Origin of the sequence: Pseudoalteromonas sp. KS88, from assembly GCF_004766475.1 — a bacterium.
Classification (GTDB): domain Bacteria; phylum Pseudomonadota; class Gammaproteobacteria; order Enterobacterales; family Alteromonadaceae; genus Pseudoalteromonas.
The window spans coordinates 125,893-141,850 of sequence record NZ_PYHV01000031.1; the positions used below are offsets into that span (position 1 = coordinate 125,893).

The 15,958-nt window shown below is 40.7% G+C and carries 9 protein-coding genes; 6 read left to right on the plus strand and 3 right to left on the minus strand.

Translation table 11 applies throughout. The annotated features are described in order from the left end of the window. Positions 1-18 precede the first annotated feature (18 nt). Entirely contained in the window at positions 19-1,188 is a 1,170-nt protein-coding gene (locus tag C7Y70_RS18510) for a DcaP family trimeric outer membrane transporter (RefSeq protein WP_099294984.1), read from the minus strand. A 292-nt stretch (positions 1,189-1,480) separates the two neighbouring features. Between C7Y70_RS18510 and acs the strand changes: the two genes are divergently transcribed. Then, positions 1,481-3,421: an acetate--CoA ligase gene (gene acs / locus C7Y70_RS18515; RefSeq protein ID WP_099294983.1), complete on the plus strand. Its 1,941-nt coding sequence runs from the start codon at positions 1,481-1,483 to the stop codon at positions 3,419-3,421. 93 nt (positions 3,422-3,514) lie between these two features. Beyond that, the gene (locus C7Y70_RS18520) at positions 3,515-4,168 is read left to right on the plus strand and encodes a response regulator transcription factor (RefSeq protein WP_135476415.1); all 654 of its coding nucleotides are present in this window, start codon (positions 3,515-3,517) and stop codon (positions 4,166-4,168) included. A gap of 59 nt (positions 4,169-4,227) precedes the next feature. Here C7Y70_RS18520 and purU read toward each other — a convergent pair whose 3' ends face one another. Further along, complete coding sequence (gene purU, locus C7Y70_RS18525) at positions 4,228-5,058, minus strand: formyltetrahydrofolate deformylase (protein WP_135476417.1); 831 nt, start codon at positions 5,056-5,058, stop codon at positions 4,228-4,230. A 372-nt stretch (positions 5,059-5,430) separates the two neighbouring features. Between purU and C7Y70_RS18530 the strand changes: the two genes are divergently transcribed. Next, positions 5,431-8,085, plus strand: coding sequence for a DUF2339 domain-containing protein (locus tag C7Y70_RS18530; protein ID WP_135476419.1), 2,655 nt, complete (start codon positions 5,431-5,433; stop codon positions 8,083-8,085). A 91-nt stretch (positions 8,086-8,176) separates the two neighbouring features. Here C7Y70_RS18530 and C7Y70_RS18535 read toward each other — a convergent pair whose 3' ends face one another. Further along, complete coding sequence (locus tag C7Y70_RS18535; RefSeq protein ID WP_135476420.1) at positions 8,177-11,617, minus strand: PAS-domain containing protein; 3,441 nt, start codon at positions 11,615-11,617, stop codon at positions 8,177-8,179. A gap of 383 nt (positions 11,618-12,000) precedes the next feature. On the opposite strand from C7Y70_RS18535, the gene C7Y70_RS18540 reads away from it, so the two are divergent. The 3 genes from C7Y70_RS18540 to C7Y70_RS18550 all read left to right on the plus strand — a co-directional run bounded on the left by C7Y70_RS18540 (position 12,001) and on the right by C7Y70_RS18550 (position 15,942). Beyond that, positions 12,001-12,264, plus strand: a complete 264-nt coding sequence (locus C7Y70_RS18540; RefSeq protein WP_004586074.1) for a DUF4212 domain-containing protein — start codon at positions 12,001-12,003, stop codon at positions 12,262-12,264. Between the two features lie 11 nt (positions 12,265-12,275). Next, complete coding sequence (locus C7Y70_RS18545) at positions 12,276-14,000, plus strand: sodium:solute symporter family protein (protein WP_099294978.1); 1,725 nt, start codon at positions 12,276-12,278, stop codon at positions 13,998-14,000. 103 nt (positions 14,001-14,103) lie between these two features. Then, positions 14,104-15,942 (plus strand): DUF294 nucleotidyltransferase-like domain-containing protein, encoded by a 1,839-nt coding sequence (locus C7Y70_RS18550; protein ID WP_135476422.1) that lies wholly within the window; start codon positions 14,104-14,106, stop codon positions 15,940-15,942. Positions 15,943-15,958: the final 16 nt, after the last annotated feature.

Genomic DNA, 15,958 nt, shown 5'->3' on the forward strand with positions numbered 1-15,958 from the left:
AGGAAAGAATTGGTAAATTTAAAATGCGTACTTAACAGAAAACTGTAAGCGCTTCATATCTCCGTCGCTTCCACTTTCTACTTCACGCTCAGCATGTTTGAATTCAGCCCCGAAGGTAAGTTTTTTAATCGGTGAATAAAGTAAGTTTGCGCTATAACTTTGGCTTGCTTTTGTTGGGTTGCCAGAAACAACTAATAAATCTTTGTTATTATCAGCCGAGAAAAAAGAATATAAGAACGTTGAGCGCCACTGACTGTTCCAGTGTTGTTGGTAAGCAATAAAACCAGAGGTTGAATCAATGGCATCTAAGTCGTTGTTACCATCGAGAACAGCGCCATGTGCTGCGTTTAAGCCAACATAACGGCCTAACCCTTGCCCCTGGGTTAGCATAAATTTAAGGTTGTTTTTACCCATGTTAACCTTACCTGATGCGCTAATACCAAACGAAGTTTCATCAGCATCAATACCATTTTGTTTATAAGTTAATTGGCGAGCAAGGCCTGTTACTACAAATTGGCCCCAATCAGCGTTCATTGTGTAGCGTGCAGTAAAGTCAGGTAGAGAGGCATCATCCGTAGCAACACGTGCGCCGCCCACGTCAGTTATTGTGCTTTCTGGGTTTTCAATTGAGAATGAAAAATTACCTGATGTATACCGCGCTTGAGCTTGGCGCACAAACACTGTGCCTTCAGCTGGGCCTACAAAGTCAAGTGTTTCAGGCAAAGCCCCCACGTTTTGAAAGTTTGACCACGCTTGACCAAACAACCAGCCGTCATAGGTGATAAACGCTTGGCGAATACGAGGTGCATATGAGTTACTGACTCGCTCATTGCCGCCTGGGGCTGAGGCGATAAAGTCGATCTCAATTTTAGTTTTTATTTCTTTGCCGTTATCAAGCTTGGTCCCAGTACCAAAAAAGAAGCGAGATTGACGGGCATGCATATCAAATACAGCATCACTGTCAACACCTGAGCCTACGGGAGTTGTGCCAGGTACATAAAAATCACGACCAATACTTCCACCGGCAGGTACGCCGTCTGAATAATCACTCCACATCGCATCAAGTTTGACATAGCCACCGTAGCTGACATTTGTGTCGCCTAATTTTGCAGCGTGTGCGCCAGTACTAAGCGCACTCAAAACAGCAGCCGCAGTGAGCGATTTAAGTAAAATAGTTTTTGTTGCCATGATTTATTTCCTATTCGGTTTAGTTGTTATACTTTTAAGTCACTTTTGATGATGTACGCTTTTTACTCAATTACCTATTGGTCTATTAGACTAAGGTGGCACGCAGGTAGACTTGATAAAACAGGGGAGTTAACCTTCATTACGGTGAATATCAAAGCCATAGCTGTTATATACCAAGTGTGATGGCTAAATTATAAAAATAGTATTACAACTAAGGTCTAATACTTTCATTGACGCTGCTGGGTAATCCTTGGAGTAGGCCTTTGGCAAGTAATTAAAAATGGAGACGACTATGTCACAAAGTATCTATCCAGTTCCTGCAAATATCAAGAATGCAGCCTTAGTTGATAACGATAAATATAACACACTTTACAAGCAATCTATTGATGATCCTGAAGGTTTTTGGTCAGAACACGGCAAACGACTTGATTGGTCTACTCCTTATACTAAGGTAAAAAATACCTCTTTTGATAAAGGCCACATCAGTATTAAATGGTACGAAGATGGTGAGTTAAATGCTTCATACAACTGTATTGACCGCCACCTTGCGACAAAAGCGGACAAAACTGCATTAATTTGGGAAGGCGACAACCCAGAACATTGCGAGCATATTAGCTATCAGAAACTGCATGATGAAGTGGCAAAGTTTGCTAATGGTCTAAAAAAATTAGGCGTTAAAAAAGGTGATCGGATAGCTATTTATATGCCGATGTCACCGCAAGCCGTTTATGCAATGCAAGCATGTGCTCGATTAGGCGCTATTCACTCAGTTGTGTTTGGTGGTTTTTCACCTTCAGCTATTGCCGACAGAATTAAAGATTCAGGCGCTAAAATAGTGATCACTTCTGATGAAGGTCGTCGTGCTGGAAATACAGTGCCGCTTAAAGCAAATGTAGATGAAGCCGTTGCCCAAGAGTCTGTAACAACCATTGAACATGTTGTTGTACATCAACTAACCGGTGGTGAAGTTGATTGGAATGAGCACGATGTGTGGTGGCATGATTTAGTTGCAGATGTACCTGCTGAATGTGCACCAGAACCAATGAATGCAGAAGACCCGCTATTTATTCTTTATACGTCAGGCTCTACAGGCCAACCTAAAGGTGTAGTACACACCACAGGTGGCTATTTAGTTTATTCGTCAATGACTCATGAATATGTATTTGATCTAAAAGAAGACGATGTATTTTGGTGTAGCGCTGATGTAGGTTGGATCACAGGTCACAGCTACATTGCTTATGGCCCACTCGTTAATGGCTGTACACAAGTTTTATTTGAAGGCGTGCCAACTTATCCAACTGCAGGTCGAATGGGTGAAGTGGTTGACAAGCATAGCGTTACCATTCTTTATACTGCACCTACAGCAATTCGCGCACTGATGGCTAAAGGTGATGAGCCTACATCTACCTCTAAACGCGATAGTCTACGTGTTTTAGGTTCAGTCGGTGAGCCGATAAATCCTGAAGCATGGACATGGTATTACGAGCAAATTGGTAACGAAAAGTGTCCTATAGTGGATACATGGTGGCAAACTGAAACCGGTGGCATTATGATCACGCCTTTACCTGGCGCAACAGACATGAAGCCGGGTTCAGCAACGCGTCCTTTCTTTGGTATTGCTCCGGCATTATTTGATGCAGAAGGAAATACATTAGAAGGCGCAGTTGACGGTAATTTAGTTATCTTGGATAGCTGGCCTTCACAAGCTCGCACAGTTTATGGCGACCATGAACGTTTTGAACAAACTTACTTCTCAGCTTATCCAGGTGTATATTTTACAGGTGATGGCTGTCGCCGCGATGAAGACGGCTATTATTGGATTACGGGTCGTGTAGACGATGTTCTTAATGTATCAGGGCATCGATTAGGTACCGCTGAAATAGAAAGCGCATTGGTTGCTCATGAAGCAGTGGCAGAAGCCGCTGTAGTTGGTTTCCCGCATGACATTAAAGGCCAAGGTATTTATGTTTACATTACACCAAATGAAGGTGTAACTGTAAGTGATGAACTGACTAAAGAAGTACGTAATTGGGTGCGCAAAGAACTTAGCCCAATAGCCTCGCCAGATATGATTCAATGGTCACCGGGTTTACCTAAAACACGTTCAGGAAAGATTATGCGTCGTATTTTACGCAAGATCGCTGCCAATGAGCACCAACAGCTTGGTGATACCTCGACACTTGCTGATCCGAGTGTAGTTGATGAACTTATCGAGAATAGATTAAATCGTTAAATATGCGTTAAAAACTTGATTAGAAGTTGATTCTAAACGTAGTATATCGGCTGTCATCTAATTGATGACAGCCGAATTTATTAGGAGTGAACCATGAGTCAGTTTTTAATAGCGGACGACCACCCGTTATTTCGTGAAGCACTAAAAGGGGCATTAAGTACTAAGTTTGCTGATTTAGAAGTATTTGAATCTGACGACTTTGATACAACATTGCAAGTGCTTAACGAGCAAGAAGATTTAGATATCTTATTACTAGACCTACACATGCCAGGTAATGGCGACTTATACGGCCTAATTCGTATCCGAGAAGATTATCCAAGCTTACCTATCGCTGTGGTGTCGGGGAGCGAAGATATTAATATTGTATCCAAGGTAATGAGCTATGGTGCAATGGGCTTTATACCTAAATCATCGTCGTCAGATGATATTGCTGGCGCAATCAATCAAATTCTTGATGGTGATGTATGGTTACCACTTGACCTCAAGGATAAAGTGGCAACAATCGAAGGTGAAGATAAAGAAATTGCGGCACAAGTAGCATCGCTTACCCCGCAGCAATATAAAGTTTTACAATATCTCCACGAAGGATTACTTAATAAGCAAATTGCTTATGAGTTACATATTTCTGAAGCAACCGTAAAAGCTCACATTACTGCAATTTTTAGAAAGTTAGGCGTTTACAATCGTACTCAAGCTGTACTTATTGCAGCAAAATTACAACTAGAACCTATTGAGTCGGCATCTTAACTTAAATAATAAAGAGGCAAATAGCCTCTTCATTTAGCTTATTAATTTAGCTTATTAATTTAGCTAAACACCACCGTTTTATTACCATTTATAAACAGCTTATGCTCAGACGCTAATTGGAGTGCTTTGCAGAAAACTGTTTTTTCTACATCTTTACCCATTTTCGCCATTATTTCAGCAGTATTTGCATGACTCACATGTGTTACGTCTTGCATAATAATAGGACCTTCATCGAGTTCATTATTAACAAAATGTGCCGTTGCACCAATGATTTTAACACCACGTTCAAATGCTTGATGATACGGTTTTGCACCAATAAAGGCAGGTAAAAATGAGTGATGAATATTAATAATTTTACCGTCAAAACGAGCGACAAACTCAGGGCTCAATATCCGCATGTATTTAGCTAAACCAATAATATCTGGCTGGTAACTAGCAATTAAATCGCCCACTTGTTGATCATGCTCTAAACGGCTTAAACCTTCATGGCTGACAACATGAAACGGCACATTGAAACCTTTTGCCAGCGGTGCTAAATCAGCGTAATTAGCTATTACAGCAAGCACCTCAATATTTAATGCTTGCTCAAATTGCTTGAGTAACACGCCCCCAAGGCAATGTGCCTCTTTGGTGGCAAGTAACACCACTTTTGTTTTTTCATCGTTGTGTAAAGTAACCTTTGCCCCATTAGGTAAAATAGATTCAAGTTGCTCAATAAAGTCTTCGCTAGGCTGTCCGGTCAACTCTGTACGCATAAAAAATCGATTAGCGTCTTTGTCTACAAACTCATTATTGCGGGTAATATTTAAATTATGTTCGTGGCACAGCCCGGTGATTTTAGCTATTAAACCTACATCATCGGCACATTGCGTTGTTAGTATCATGTTCATTAGTCCTCATTCCAATCCCGTGATAATCAGCCCCATTATTTGCCAATTACACGCTAATGCAAGGGCTTTATTGAGTAATTGACGATTACTCATGTGTGTTGTGGAGATGCACAAGCCGATAATGTGTTTTTATATAAAAAATGTCGTTATTCAGCATGTCAGATATTGCATTGAGAGCGGACGCTCGAAAGCATAATACTTATTTAAGTTAATTGCTTATATAAATTAATAAGGAGTACATAATCGCCGGCTTTTAGGGATTTTTTTGCTAGAGTGAAATAACTACTTTAAATCGTTTATTATTTTTATCTGTTTATAATTATTAAAGTTTACGATATAAAGGAAGGCATAGACTTAGTCAGGGATTGAAGAATGGATGGTGTGTTAGTACTAATCGTCTTATTCGCATTAGTGGTAATTGCTGGTGCAATAGCAGGATTAATTGCGTTAACCAAAGTAAGCGCGTTGCAGCATGATGTTGCGTCTCTAAAAAAACAATTAAATGAGATAGTCAAAAAAACCTCAATTCAAGAGTCACAATACGTTGTAAGAGATTTTACTGAACACCAAAAAGATGTCAGTAATAATGAAGAAGGTCACTCAGATTCACCTCGTGTTGAGCAAGCTAACCCTATTAATGTCATTGTCTCAAAGCCTGCTCTTGCAAACCAAACTAGTGCTGCCCACTCACTCGCTAAAAAACGCTCTTCTTCCCGTGTCGATGCTTTTATCAAAAAGTTTAAAGTCGAGTTTCAACAAAACTGGATGACATGGATTGGTGGTATCGCGCTGGCCTTTGGTGGGATATTTTTAGCAAAATATAGCTTAGATGCTGGCTTATTATCTCCTAGCCTCAGGCTTACCCTTGGCGGACTGTTTGGCATTTCGCTGATTACGGTTGCAGAGTATTTACACCGTAAAGGCGTTGTTTTTGAAGGATTCAATAATTATATTCCAGCAGCTTTGGCGGGTGGTGGTTTTATTAGCTGCTTTGCATTGACGTTGCTCGCTTATTCAAGCTACAGCATGTTAAGTCCTACCACTGCCTTTGTGTTGTTGGCGGTTATTGCGCTGACGGCAAGTTCAATGGCACTGCGTTTAGGGCCACTACTCGCTGTATTAGGTATTGTAGGGGCTTACAGCGTGCCTTTGTGGGTTAACACCGGAAGCGGTAATTTAGTCGCACTATTGACCTATATTGGCTTCGTCACTCTTTCAGCTGTGCTGGTAGCGCAAAAAGTAAAACGTAATTGGTTATGGTATTTACTCTGGGCAGGTCATGTTGGCTGGTATTGGGTGGCACTAAGTGTGATTAACGCACATCAATATTGGATTGTCGGTGTTTTTGCACTGTTATCTGTTATAGGTTTAATTGCAATGATGCGTTTAGGTATTACTTTGCGTTTGCTGGAATACCGCTCACATAGTTTAAAACGTTTATTAAAATTACAGCCGGATCACCCATTATTGTTAGCGATTGTGGTGCCGTTATTATTCACAATCGTCATCTCTATGGCGAGTGTACAATGGCAAATTGTGATGGTGTGTTTAATCGTCATGCTGCTATTTTTGGTGCTGCAAAATAGCCGTTGGGATCTATGGCAAGGTTTAGCGTTGCTAATTGCTGTTTTACTGGTTGTAACTCAGCATAATTATACTATTGGTAGTAACGACCATTTATTTATATTTAAAAATATCTATGGGCTTGGTTTATTACTCGGTATAGGTTTTTGTGTGTACGGGCTGTATTTTGGTGCGCGTTATTATAAACGCTTAAGCTTTCACTTAGTGGCTGCCTTTAGTCTGTTTGCATTAATAGCAACACTTTACACTTTAACCTCAGAGCAAGACTTAGCGGTAGCGTATTCATTATGGACAGTATTATTACTGCTTGGCAGTGGCGTTTTGATCAAATGTGCGCACAATGCCCATACCCAATGGCAGCAGTTTAGTTATTGGGTTGGTGCTAATGCTAATGTCACCTTGTGTTTAACCATGTTATTGGCTGATAGTGGCCTCACGCTTGCGTTGGCTATTCAGGTATTGGTGATCAGCTACTTAGTAAAGCGCAAAAACGTCCCTATGCCACATTGGCCTATTAAAGCCTTAGTGGCTGGCGTTTTAGCTCGTTTAACGTTTGCACCCTGGATAGAGAGTTATACAGATTTAACGCTTCTTTCAATGCATTGGAGCATAGTGGTTTACCCCATTGCTGTTGGGTTATTTTGGTTTGCTGCAAAGCTATGGCAAAAAACCGATATGAAAATTTGGCTCGAAGGGGCAGCACTGCATTGTTTGGCTTTATTTATCACCACTGAAACAAGCTATCAATTAGTTGGGCATTATCCACAACTTGGCTCTTTAAGTTTTTATGAGCAAGTATTACTTAGTTGTAATTGGCTAACATTAGGTTGTGTTTATTTATATCGCGGGCAAAGTGCAGGGCAGTTGGGTAAGCTATACACAATAGCAGGTTTAATATTATCGGCTTTAGCTGGACTACTGCTGTTAAACACTACACTTAACGAAAATCCATTACTAACATCCTTGTATGTAGGTGAAACTCCTGTGTTTAACTGGGTAATAGTGATGTGGTTAATTCCAAGTGCTTTAGCGCTGTGGTTGGCTAAATTAGTTAAACCGATTAATGCCCAACTTAGTAAAATAACATTGGCAGTAGCGGGTGTTTTAACTGCAATAGCAATTACCGCACTTATTCGCCAGTATTGGCAAGGTGCCTATATCTACTTAGGTAAAACAACCAGTGATGCTGAATTATATAGTTATTCGATTATTTGGTTAATGCTTGGAGCGCTGGTGGTTATTTCAGGGCATTTAAAGCAACAACTGCTGTTACAAAAAGTTGGGCTAGGTATTCTTGGTGCAGTAATAGTTAAAGTGTTTTTAATTGATATGGCAAGCCTCACGGGTTTACTCAAAGCCATATCATTTATTGGCTTAGGTTTATCGCTGGTGGGCCTGAGCTGGCTTTTTCAAAAGCTTAGGAGTAAAGCGCAAGTTAGCTGATTTTAATAAACAGTACACCTAGCAAAATTGCTAGGTGTACTTATGTTGTTTAGCACGAGTCTGTTTAATTTATTGCCTAGTACCTAGCACATCACGTACTGTGATTAAGCAGTGCTTTTAATTTCCCTGGCTTTATCGGTTTGGATAAGTAATGAATATCAGCGGCTTTAGTCGCTTGCTTTAGTTCATCATCACGCACAGCGGTAATCAAAATAGCGGGTACAGGGCTTTGCCAAATTTCACGCAAGGTTTTAATAAGCGTTATGCCATCACATTCATGGCCAAGTTGATAATCCATTAGAATGACGTCAGGTGCACTGTGGAGCTTAGCGTATTCCATCGCCGTTTCAACATGGTCAAAGAGCTGATAATTTGCTTGCCATTTTTGTAATAAACTCGCCATGGCATTGAGATTCTCAGGGTCATCATCTACAGCAATAACATTCATTGCGGCGCGATTTTCAAACAAGCTGTTAGTCGCCTTTTTTTGCTGTACAAATTGATTGTCGCCATAAGGAACTTCAATACTAAAGCGACTGCCTTTTTTGACCGTTGAGTGCACTTCTAATCGCAAGCTTAGTAAATCTACCATGCGTTTTACAACACCTAAACCGAGTCCTACACCTTTGTTATCGCCGGCTTCAATGCGGTAAAAATCGTTGAAGATTTTTGCTTGTTCACTATCACTAATTCCGGGGCCTGTATCCCAAACCTCAATACGTAGGTGGTGTTTACGTTTACGGCATGCAACGAGTACTTTGCCACTTTCAGTGTATTTAACAGCATTAGATACCAGATTTTGAATTATGCGGCGCAAGTAAGTAATGTCGCTATGAACAATTTGACCCTGCGAGCGAACATGTAATTTAAGGCCTTTTTCACTGGATAAAATAGCGTATTCATTACGCAGCGGCGCTAATATATCGTCAATATTAAAATGGCGTGGTGAAGGTGTCATCGCACCTTGTTCCAGCTTCGCAATTTCAAGAAGGGCTGACATAAGGTGCACGGTTGAATCGAGACTCGCACCCAGCTTTTCAAAGTTATTGATATTATTGTCAGCTAACGATTTTTCATCAATGGCTGCTAAGTATAACCGCGCGGCATTGAGTGGCTGTAAAATGTCATGGCTGGCTAAAGCCAAAAAGCGTGTCTTACTATCGTTTGCTTGTTCTGCCTCTCTCTTGGCTAAAGTGAGTGCTTGCTCTGTTTGAACGCGGCTGTCAATTTGTGCTTCGAGATCTTTATTAATAGTACGTATCTCTTGCGTGCGGGCCTCAATGCGGTTTTCAAGGTCCATATTTACTTCTTCAAGCGCATTTTGAGTGGCAATGTGTGTGGTGATGTCTGAAAAGCTGGTAACAAACCCACCATCTGGCAGTGGGTTGCCTGTCATTTCGTATACTTGGCCATTGCGGCGATGACGGATGAAGTGATGTGAAGTGCCATTTTTTAAATGCTGTACGCGCTTTTCTACTTGTCGATCTATTTCACCTGGGCCACACTCTCCGCGCTCTGCATTGTAACGAATAATGTCTTCAATTGGTTGACCAACCTCTAAAAAGTCGGCTGGGTAATCAAACATTTCAGCGTATCGTTTATTCCACGCAACGAGGTTGAGGTCTTTATCAACCACAGAAATACCATGGCTCAAGTTTTCTAATGAAGTAAATAATAAGTTTTGATTAAACTGCAGTGCTTGTGTGGTTTCATCAAAAAAGTTAACCACTTCTTCAAACGCCATACGTTTACCTGAAGCAACAGTATGAACAAGCGCTTGAGCTGAAGACGCTCCTAACACACCTGTGAGGGCACGTTCACAATATGCAATGAATTCAGGGGAAGGGTGAGCGTTGTTATCGCCAAGTGGATTTGTGAGCGAGAATTGAGCCATCACTTGCTGACTGCGTTGTACACCTAAGAAAGTTTGCAGCAGCACTTTAAAATCATAAACAGTGGCTTGAACGTTTTTATTTAAGCGCCTAGCAAGGACAGCTTGCTCTTTTGGGTTAACAAATGCAGCGGCTTGAATTTTATCAATTAAACGCTCATCCGCACCTAATGAAAAGCTAATGTAACAGCCAATATTTGCAAACAAAGCAATCAGTGTTCCACGCGTGATTAACGTTTGCTGAAGCTCTGTGTCAAGGGTGTTTCCGGCATCTAAAATTGGCAGCATTAAAAATAATACCCAACAACTAAAGCCAGCTAATAATCCGGCGTAAACACCATAAGCATGGCCTTTTCGCCAATATAATCCCCCGACAATCGCAGGCAGCAATTGCGTAACAAGTGAGAAGGCCACTAACCCCATGCTCGCGAGTGCTTTTCCATGGCCAAACCATTGCTGATAAAAATATGACAGAATTAAAATACCAGCAATAGTAAAGCGTCTAACTAGTAAAATCTGCGATTTATAACTGGTGGTGATCAGGTTGCGTTTAAATTTACGACGCAACATTAATGGAAGCACCACATCGTTTGAGATCATCGTGCTGAGGGTCAGAGTTGCTACGACGATCATCGCAGTGGCTGCGGAAATACCACCAATAAACACGAATGTAGTAAGGGGGATATTTTCATGCATTAAAGGCAGCGCGAGTACAAAGCTGTCAGGTGAAAATCCGTTACCAATGTTAGGGTGAATGGCCGCAGTTGCTATCGGTAAAATCATTGCTGCGGTCAGTAGTAAATAAAGCGGGAATGCCCAACGCGCTGTGAATAAGTGCCGTTTATCTTGATTATCGACCACGGTGACATGAAATTGTCTTGGTAAACATATAATGGCTGCCGCAGCCATTAATGATTGACCAATAAAATTAAAGCCAAAAAAATTAAAACTATTCCAATGTGACCAAAGCGATTCACTGATTAATACTTCACGCTCTTGGGGTAAATTCAATAAGGTGTATACCGCCAAACCAGCCACAGCGACTAGTGCGAGTAATTTTATTAACGATTCAAAGGCAACTGCTAGCATAAGGCCTGATCGGTATTCAGTGACATCGACTTTTCGAGTGCCAAAAAATATGGCGAACATGGTCATAACAAGTGTTGCGGACAAAGCGACCATAGAGCCTGATATCTTATTGTCGCTTTGAAGCAGCAAAAAGCTACTACTGAGGGCTTTTAACTGTAATGCGATGTAAGGAATGGTTGCGAGTAAGGCAATTACGGTGACCATGATCGCGGTAGTTTGACGTTTGCCGTAGCGTGCGGAGATAAAATCAGCAATGGTGGTGATGTTTTGTTTTTTACTGACTAGCACCAGCTTTCGTAAAAAACCTTGGCCAAATATAAATAATAATGCGGGCCCCAACAGAATAGGTAAATAACTCCAGCTGCTGGTTGCTGCGGTGCCAACAGAGCCGTAATAGGTCCACGAAGTACAATAAATCCCCAATGAAAACGAGTATACAAACGGGTGGTGGCTAATCCGTTTTGATAGTGGAGTCGTTTTGTCTCCCCAGTTAGCTAACCAAAATAATACGCCTATGTAGGCTAAAGCAACAAATATCAGTGCGGCAGTCATGACTTAATACGATTTTTATTATGTTAGTTCCTACCATACCAGAAGTTGTCGGTCATTTGCGCCGTCAATTTGGAATGGTTATTTAACAATATTTACAAGATGTTGATAATTATCTAGTTATTTTAATTTTGTATTTTATTAGACTAATGTCGAAGATCAGCATAAAAGCGTATTTTTTTTAGTCATTAAGGAGCTGTAAATAATTAAGTTTATGATATTAAAGCTTTTTAACTTAAATTTAACAGATTGGGTTTTACAGTTTACGTAAACGTTAACTTGATGTTACGACTATGGTCTCAAATCAATCTTGTGAAGGCATTGCTAAGTTTATTAACGAAAATAAAAAACACATCACTTTTAACGATGTTGAAGAGGAAATAAAAATGGCTTTTAAAGATGAAGAACAAGCAAAAGCTTACTGGGCGGAAAACATTTCGCTGCTATTTAAATTATTAGCAGTGTGGTTTGTTGTGTCGTTTGGTTTTGGCATTTTACTGGTAGATGTACTTAATGAAGTACGTTTTTTTGGGTTTAAACTCGGCTTCTGGTTCTCCCAGCAAGGCGCTATTTATACCTTTGTGGCTTTGATTTTTGTTTACGTTTTCAAAATGAATACGTTGGATAAAAAATACGGCGTAGACGAATAGGAGCTTAAGTAATGGATGTTCAAACACTCACGTTTTTAATTGTTGGTTTAAGCTTCGCGCTTTATATCGGCATTGCAATTTGGGCCCGAGCTGGCTCAACAAATGAGTTTTATGTCGCTGGTGGTGGTGTACCGCCGCTTGCAAATGGTATGGCAACCGCTGCTGACTGGATGAGTGCGGCGTCATTTATCTCAATGGCCGGTATTATCTCGTTCGCAGGCTATGACGGTGGCGTATACCTAATGGGCTGGACGGGTGGTTATGTACTGCTTGCTATGTGCCTTGCACCTTATCTACGTAAATTTGGTAAATTTACAGTACCTGACTTTATTGGCGACCGTTACTACTCTCGCACAGCGCGTTTGGTGGCAATATTTTGCGCTATTTTCATTTGCTTTACTTATATTGCAGGGCAAATGCGTGGCGTAGGCGTTGTCTTCTCTCGTTTCTTAGAAGTTGAAATTGAAACGGGTGTTTATATTGGTATGGTTATCGTATTTTTCTATGCTGTTTTAGGTGGCATGAAAGGTATTACATACACTCAGGTAGCACAATACTGCGTACTTGTATTCGCTTATTTAGTGCCAGCAATTTTCATCTCAATGATGATGACGGGTCACTTTTTCCCACAAACTGGCTTTGGTGCTACGTTAAGTGATGGCTCTGGTATGTATGTGTTGGATAAATTAGATGGCTTGAGTTCTGAGCTTGGTTTTGCCCAATACACCGAAGGCTCTAAGAGTATGATTGATGTATTTGCAATCACTGGTGCCTTGATGGTGGGTACAGCGGGTTTACCACACGTTATTGTACGTTTCTTCACGGTTCCTCGTGTTAAAGATACACGTATTTCTGCAGCGTGGACATTAGTATTCATTGCGATTGTTTACACCACTGCACCTGCAGTTGCGTCATTTGCTCGCGTAAACATGATTGATACCATTAATGGTAAAGATGGCAGTGGTACCGAGTACGCACAAGCACCTGCTTGGATTAAAAATTGGGAAAGAACAGGGCTTATTACCTTTAATGATAAAAATGGTGATGGCAAAATGTTCTATACCGCAGGTAAAATTGATGATCCAAATAGCGCTAATGAAGTCAAAGTTGACCGCGATATTATGGTGTTGGCAAACCCAGAGATTGCTAACTTACCAGCGTGGGTTATTGCATTAGTTGCAGCGGGTGGTATAGCTGCGGCGCTTTCAACAACCGCGGGTTTATTATTGGTTATCTCGACCTCTGTTTCGCATGATTTACTCAAGCGAACCCTAAAACCGGATATAAGTGATAAACAAGAGTTATTGGCAGCGAGGTTAGCTGCGATGGTAGCGATTGTTATCTCGGCATACTTTGGTATAAACCCGCCCGGCTTTGTGGCGTCGGTGGTGGCATTTGCATTCGGTTTAGCGGCTGCGAGTTTCTTCCCGGCGATCATTATGGGTATTTTCTCAAAATCGATGAATAAAGAGGGAGCAATTGCCGGCATGGTAACAGGTATAACCTTTACTGCTGCTTACATTATCTTCTTTAAATTTGTTAGCCCTGAACTGAATAGCCCAGAGCATTGGTTCTTAGGTATTTCACCTGAAGGTATTGGTTTGATTGGTATGATTGTTAACTTTGGTGTTGCTGCAATTGTAATGAAACTAACCGGTGAAACACCTGTTGAAATCCAAGAAATGGTTGAAGGTATACGTAACCCTAAAGGGTCTAGTGAAGCCCACGCTCACTAAATAATATGTTAGTAATATATTTCAAAGCCCGACTTTTGTCGGGCTTTTTATTTTTAACAGATAGCAGTACAGTATTTATACACTTATTTTTGTGAGTACAGTTATGAATAATGAGCAGCAGGAAGTCGCCCAATTTGTTATAGCCCAAACACCGTTTAGTCAGATTGACAGCAGTGCCACTGATTATTTTGTCGCTCACTTAGATAGTATTTATTTAACCCGTGAAAATCAGACTCAGTGGTTGCAGTCAGCATCACCGAAATTGTTTCTGATTCGCTCAGGTTTATATGATTTAGTGGATGCTAAAGGTGACGTTATCACGCGTTTAGCGCAGGGAGATTATTTTGGATTCCCATCTTTATTAACCGGAGAGGCAATTCAAAATCGTTTAGAAACGCAAAAAGAGGGCATTGTGTATATGCTCAATCAAGATGCCTTTGATTTTTTGCGCCGCGAATATAAACCGTTCGAGCAATACTTTGTGCGGGCACATGCTAATCGATTACTTTCATCACATTATAAAAGTCAGAACGAAAGTTGGTCGGAGCGTAAGATCTCTGAATTAATGTCTCGTAAAGCGGTTACTTTAGCCCCTGATGCCAGTATTCGCCAAACGGCAAAGAAAATGAAAAAATATGGCGTTTCCTCAATCATGATCACTGAGTTTGAGAGGTTAGTGGGGGTGGTAACAGATCGTGATTTACGTAATCGTGTACTTGCAGACGAGGTTGATCCTAAAGAGGCGATCAATTCAATAATGAGTAAAAAACCTAAATACATCTTTGAGAATAATCGGGTTTTTTCAGCGCTGCATTTAATGCTTAAACATAATATTCATCACTTACCGGTACTCGATGAACACCACAAAGCATTGGGTATGATCACCAGTACAGATTTGCTCAGACAACAAAAAAGTGACCCTGTACAATTAATTGGTCGTATTTATAAAGCGCATAGTATTATTGATCTAAAGCGCTATGCTGCTGAAATACCTGAATTATTGCGTGGTTTTTCACACAACATCGATGATATTTCATTGATAGGTAAGCTACTTAGCGGCTTAACTGACGCATTAACATCACGATTAATTCATCTATTTCAAGAAGACAATGGTGCAGCTCCCACTAGTTTTAGTTTTATCTGTTTTGGCTCGCAAGCGCGTGAGGAGCAAACACTGCATTCAGATCAAGACAATGGATTACTATTACCTGATGATTTAAGTGCAGTTCATCAAGATTATTTCCGTCGTATGGGTGAGTTTGTTTGTGAGCAGCTCGTTGAATGCGGTATCCGACGTTGTCCAGGTAATATAATGGCCAGCAGTGAGCTGTGTAGAATGAGTATTTCAGATTGGTGTGAACGTTTTTTTAAGTGGATAAAAAGCCCAACGCCAGAGGCAATGCTTAACTGTAAAATATTTTTTGATTTACGATTTATTGAAGGTTCTAACTCACTTTATACCAGTTTTTGTGAACAGCTTACGCGCATTTCGCGTGACGAGTTATTTTATGCGGCCATGGCCAGCGATATTAAATCGACGCCAGTGCCTATAGGTTTGTTTAATCAGTTTAAGTTAGAAAAAGATGCCAAACAGCATAAGTACATAGATTTAAAAAAACGGGGTGTAGTCATCATCAATGACATTGTGCGTTTGTATGCGCTTAAAGCGGGTGTTCGCCGGGCAAATACACAAGAGCGCCTCGATGCGTTATTGAAGTACCCTCAGCTTAATAATCAAGATGTATATAACTTAAAGGATTGTTGGCGATTTTTAACTCAGTTACGTTTAAGAACACAGATTAACGAAGAGGGTTTACCCAGTAATTGCATAAACCCTGATAAGTTAAATTCACTAGAACGCCATCAACTAAAAGAGGCATTTTATTTAATCAAACAAGCTCAACAAGCCGCCGCCTTTAAATTTGCGCGAGGCAGTTTGTAATGGTTCATAATTTAGG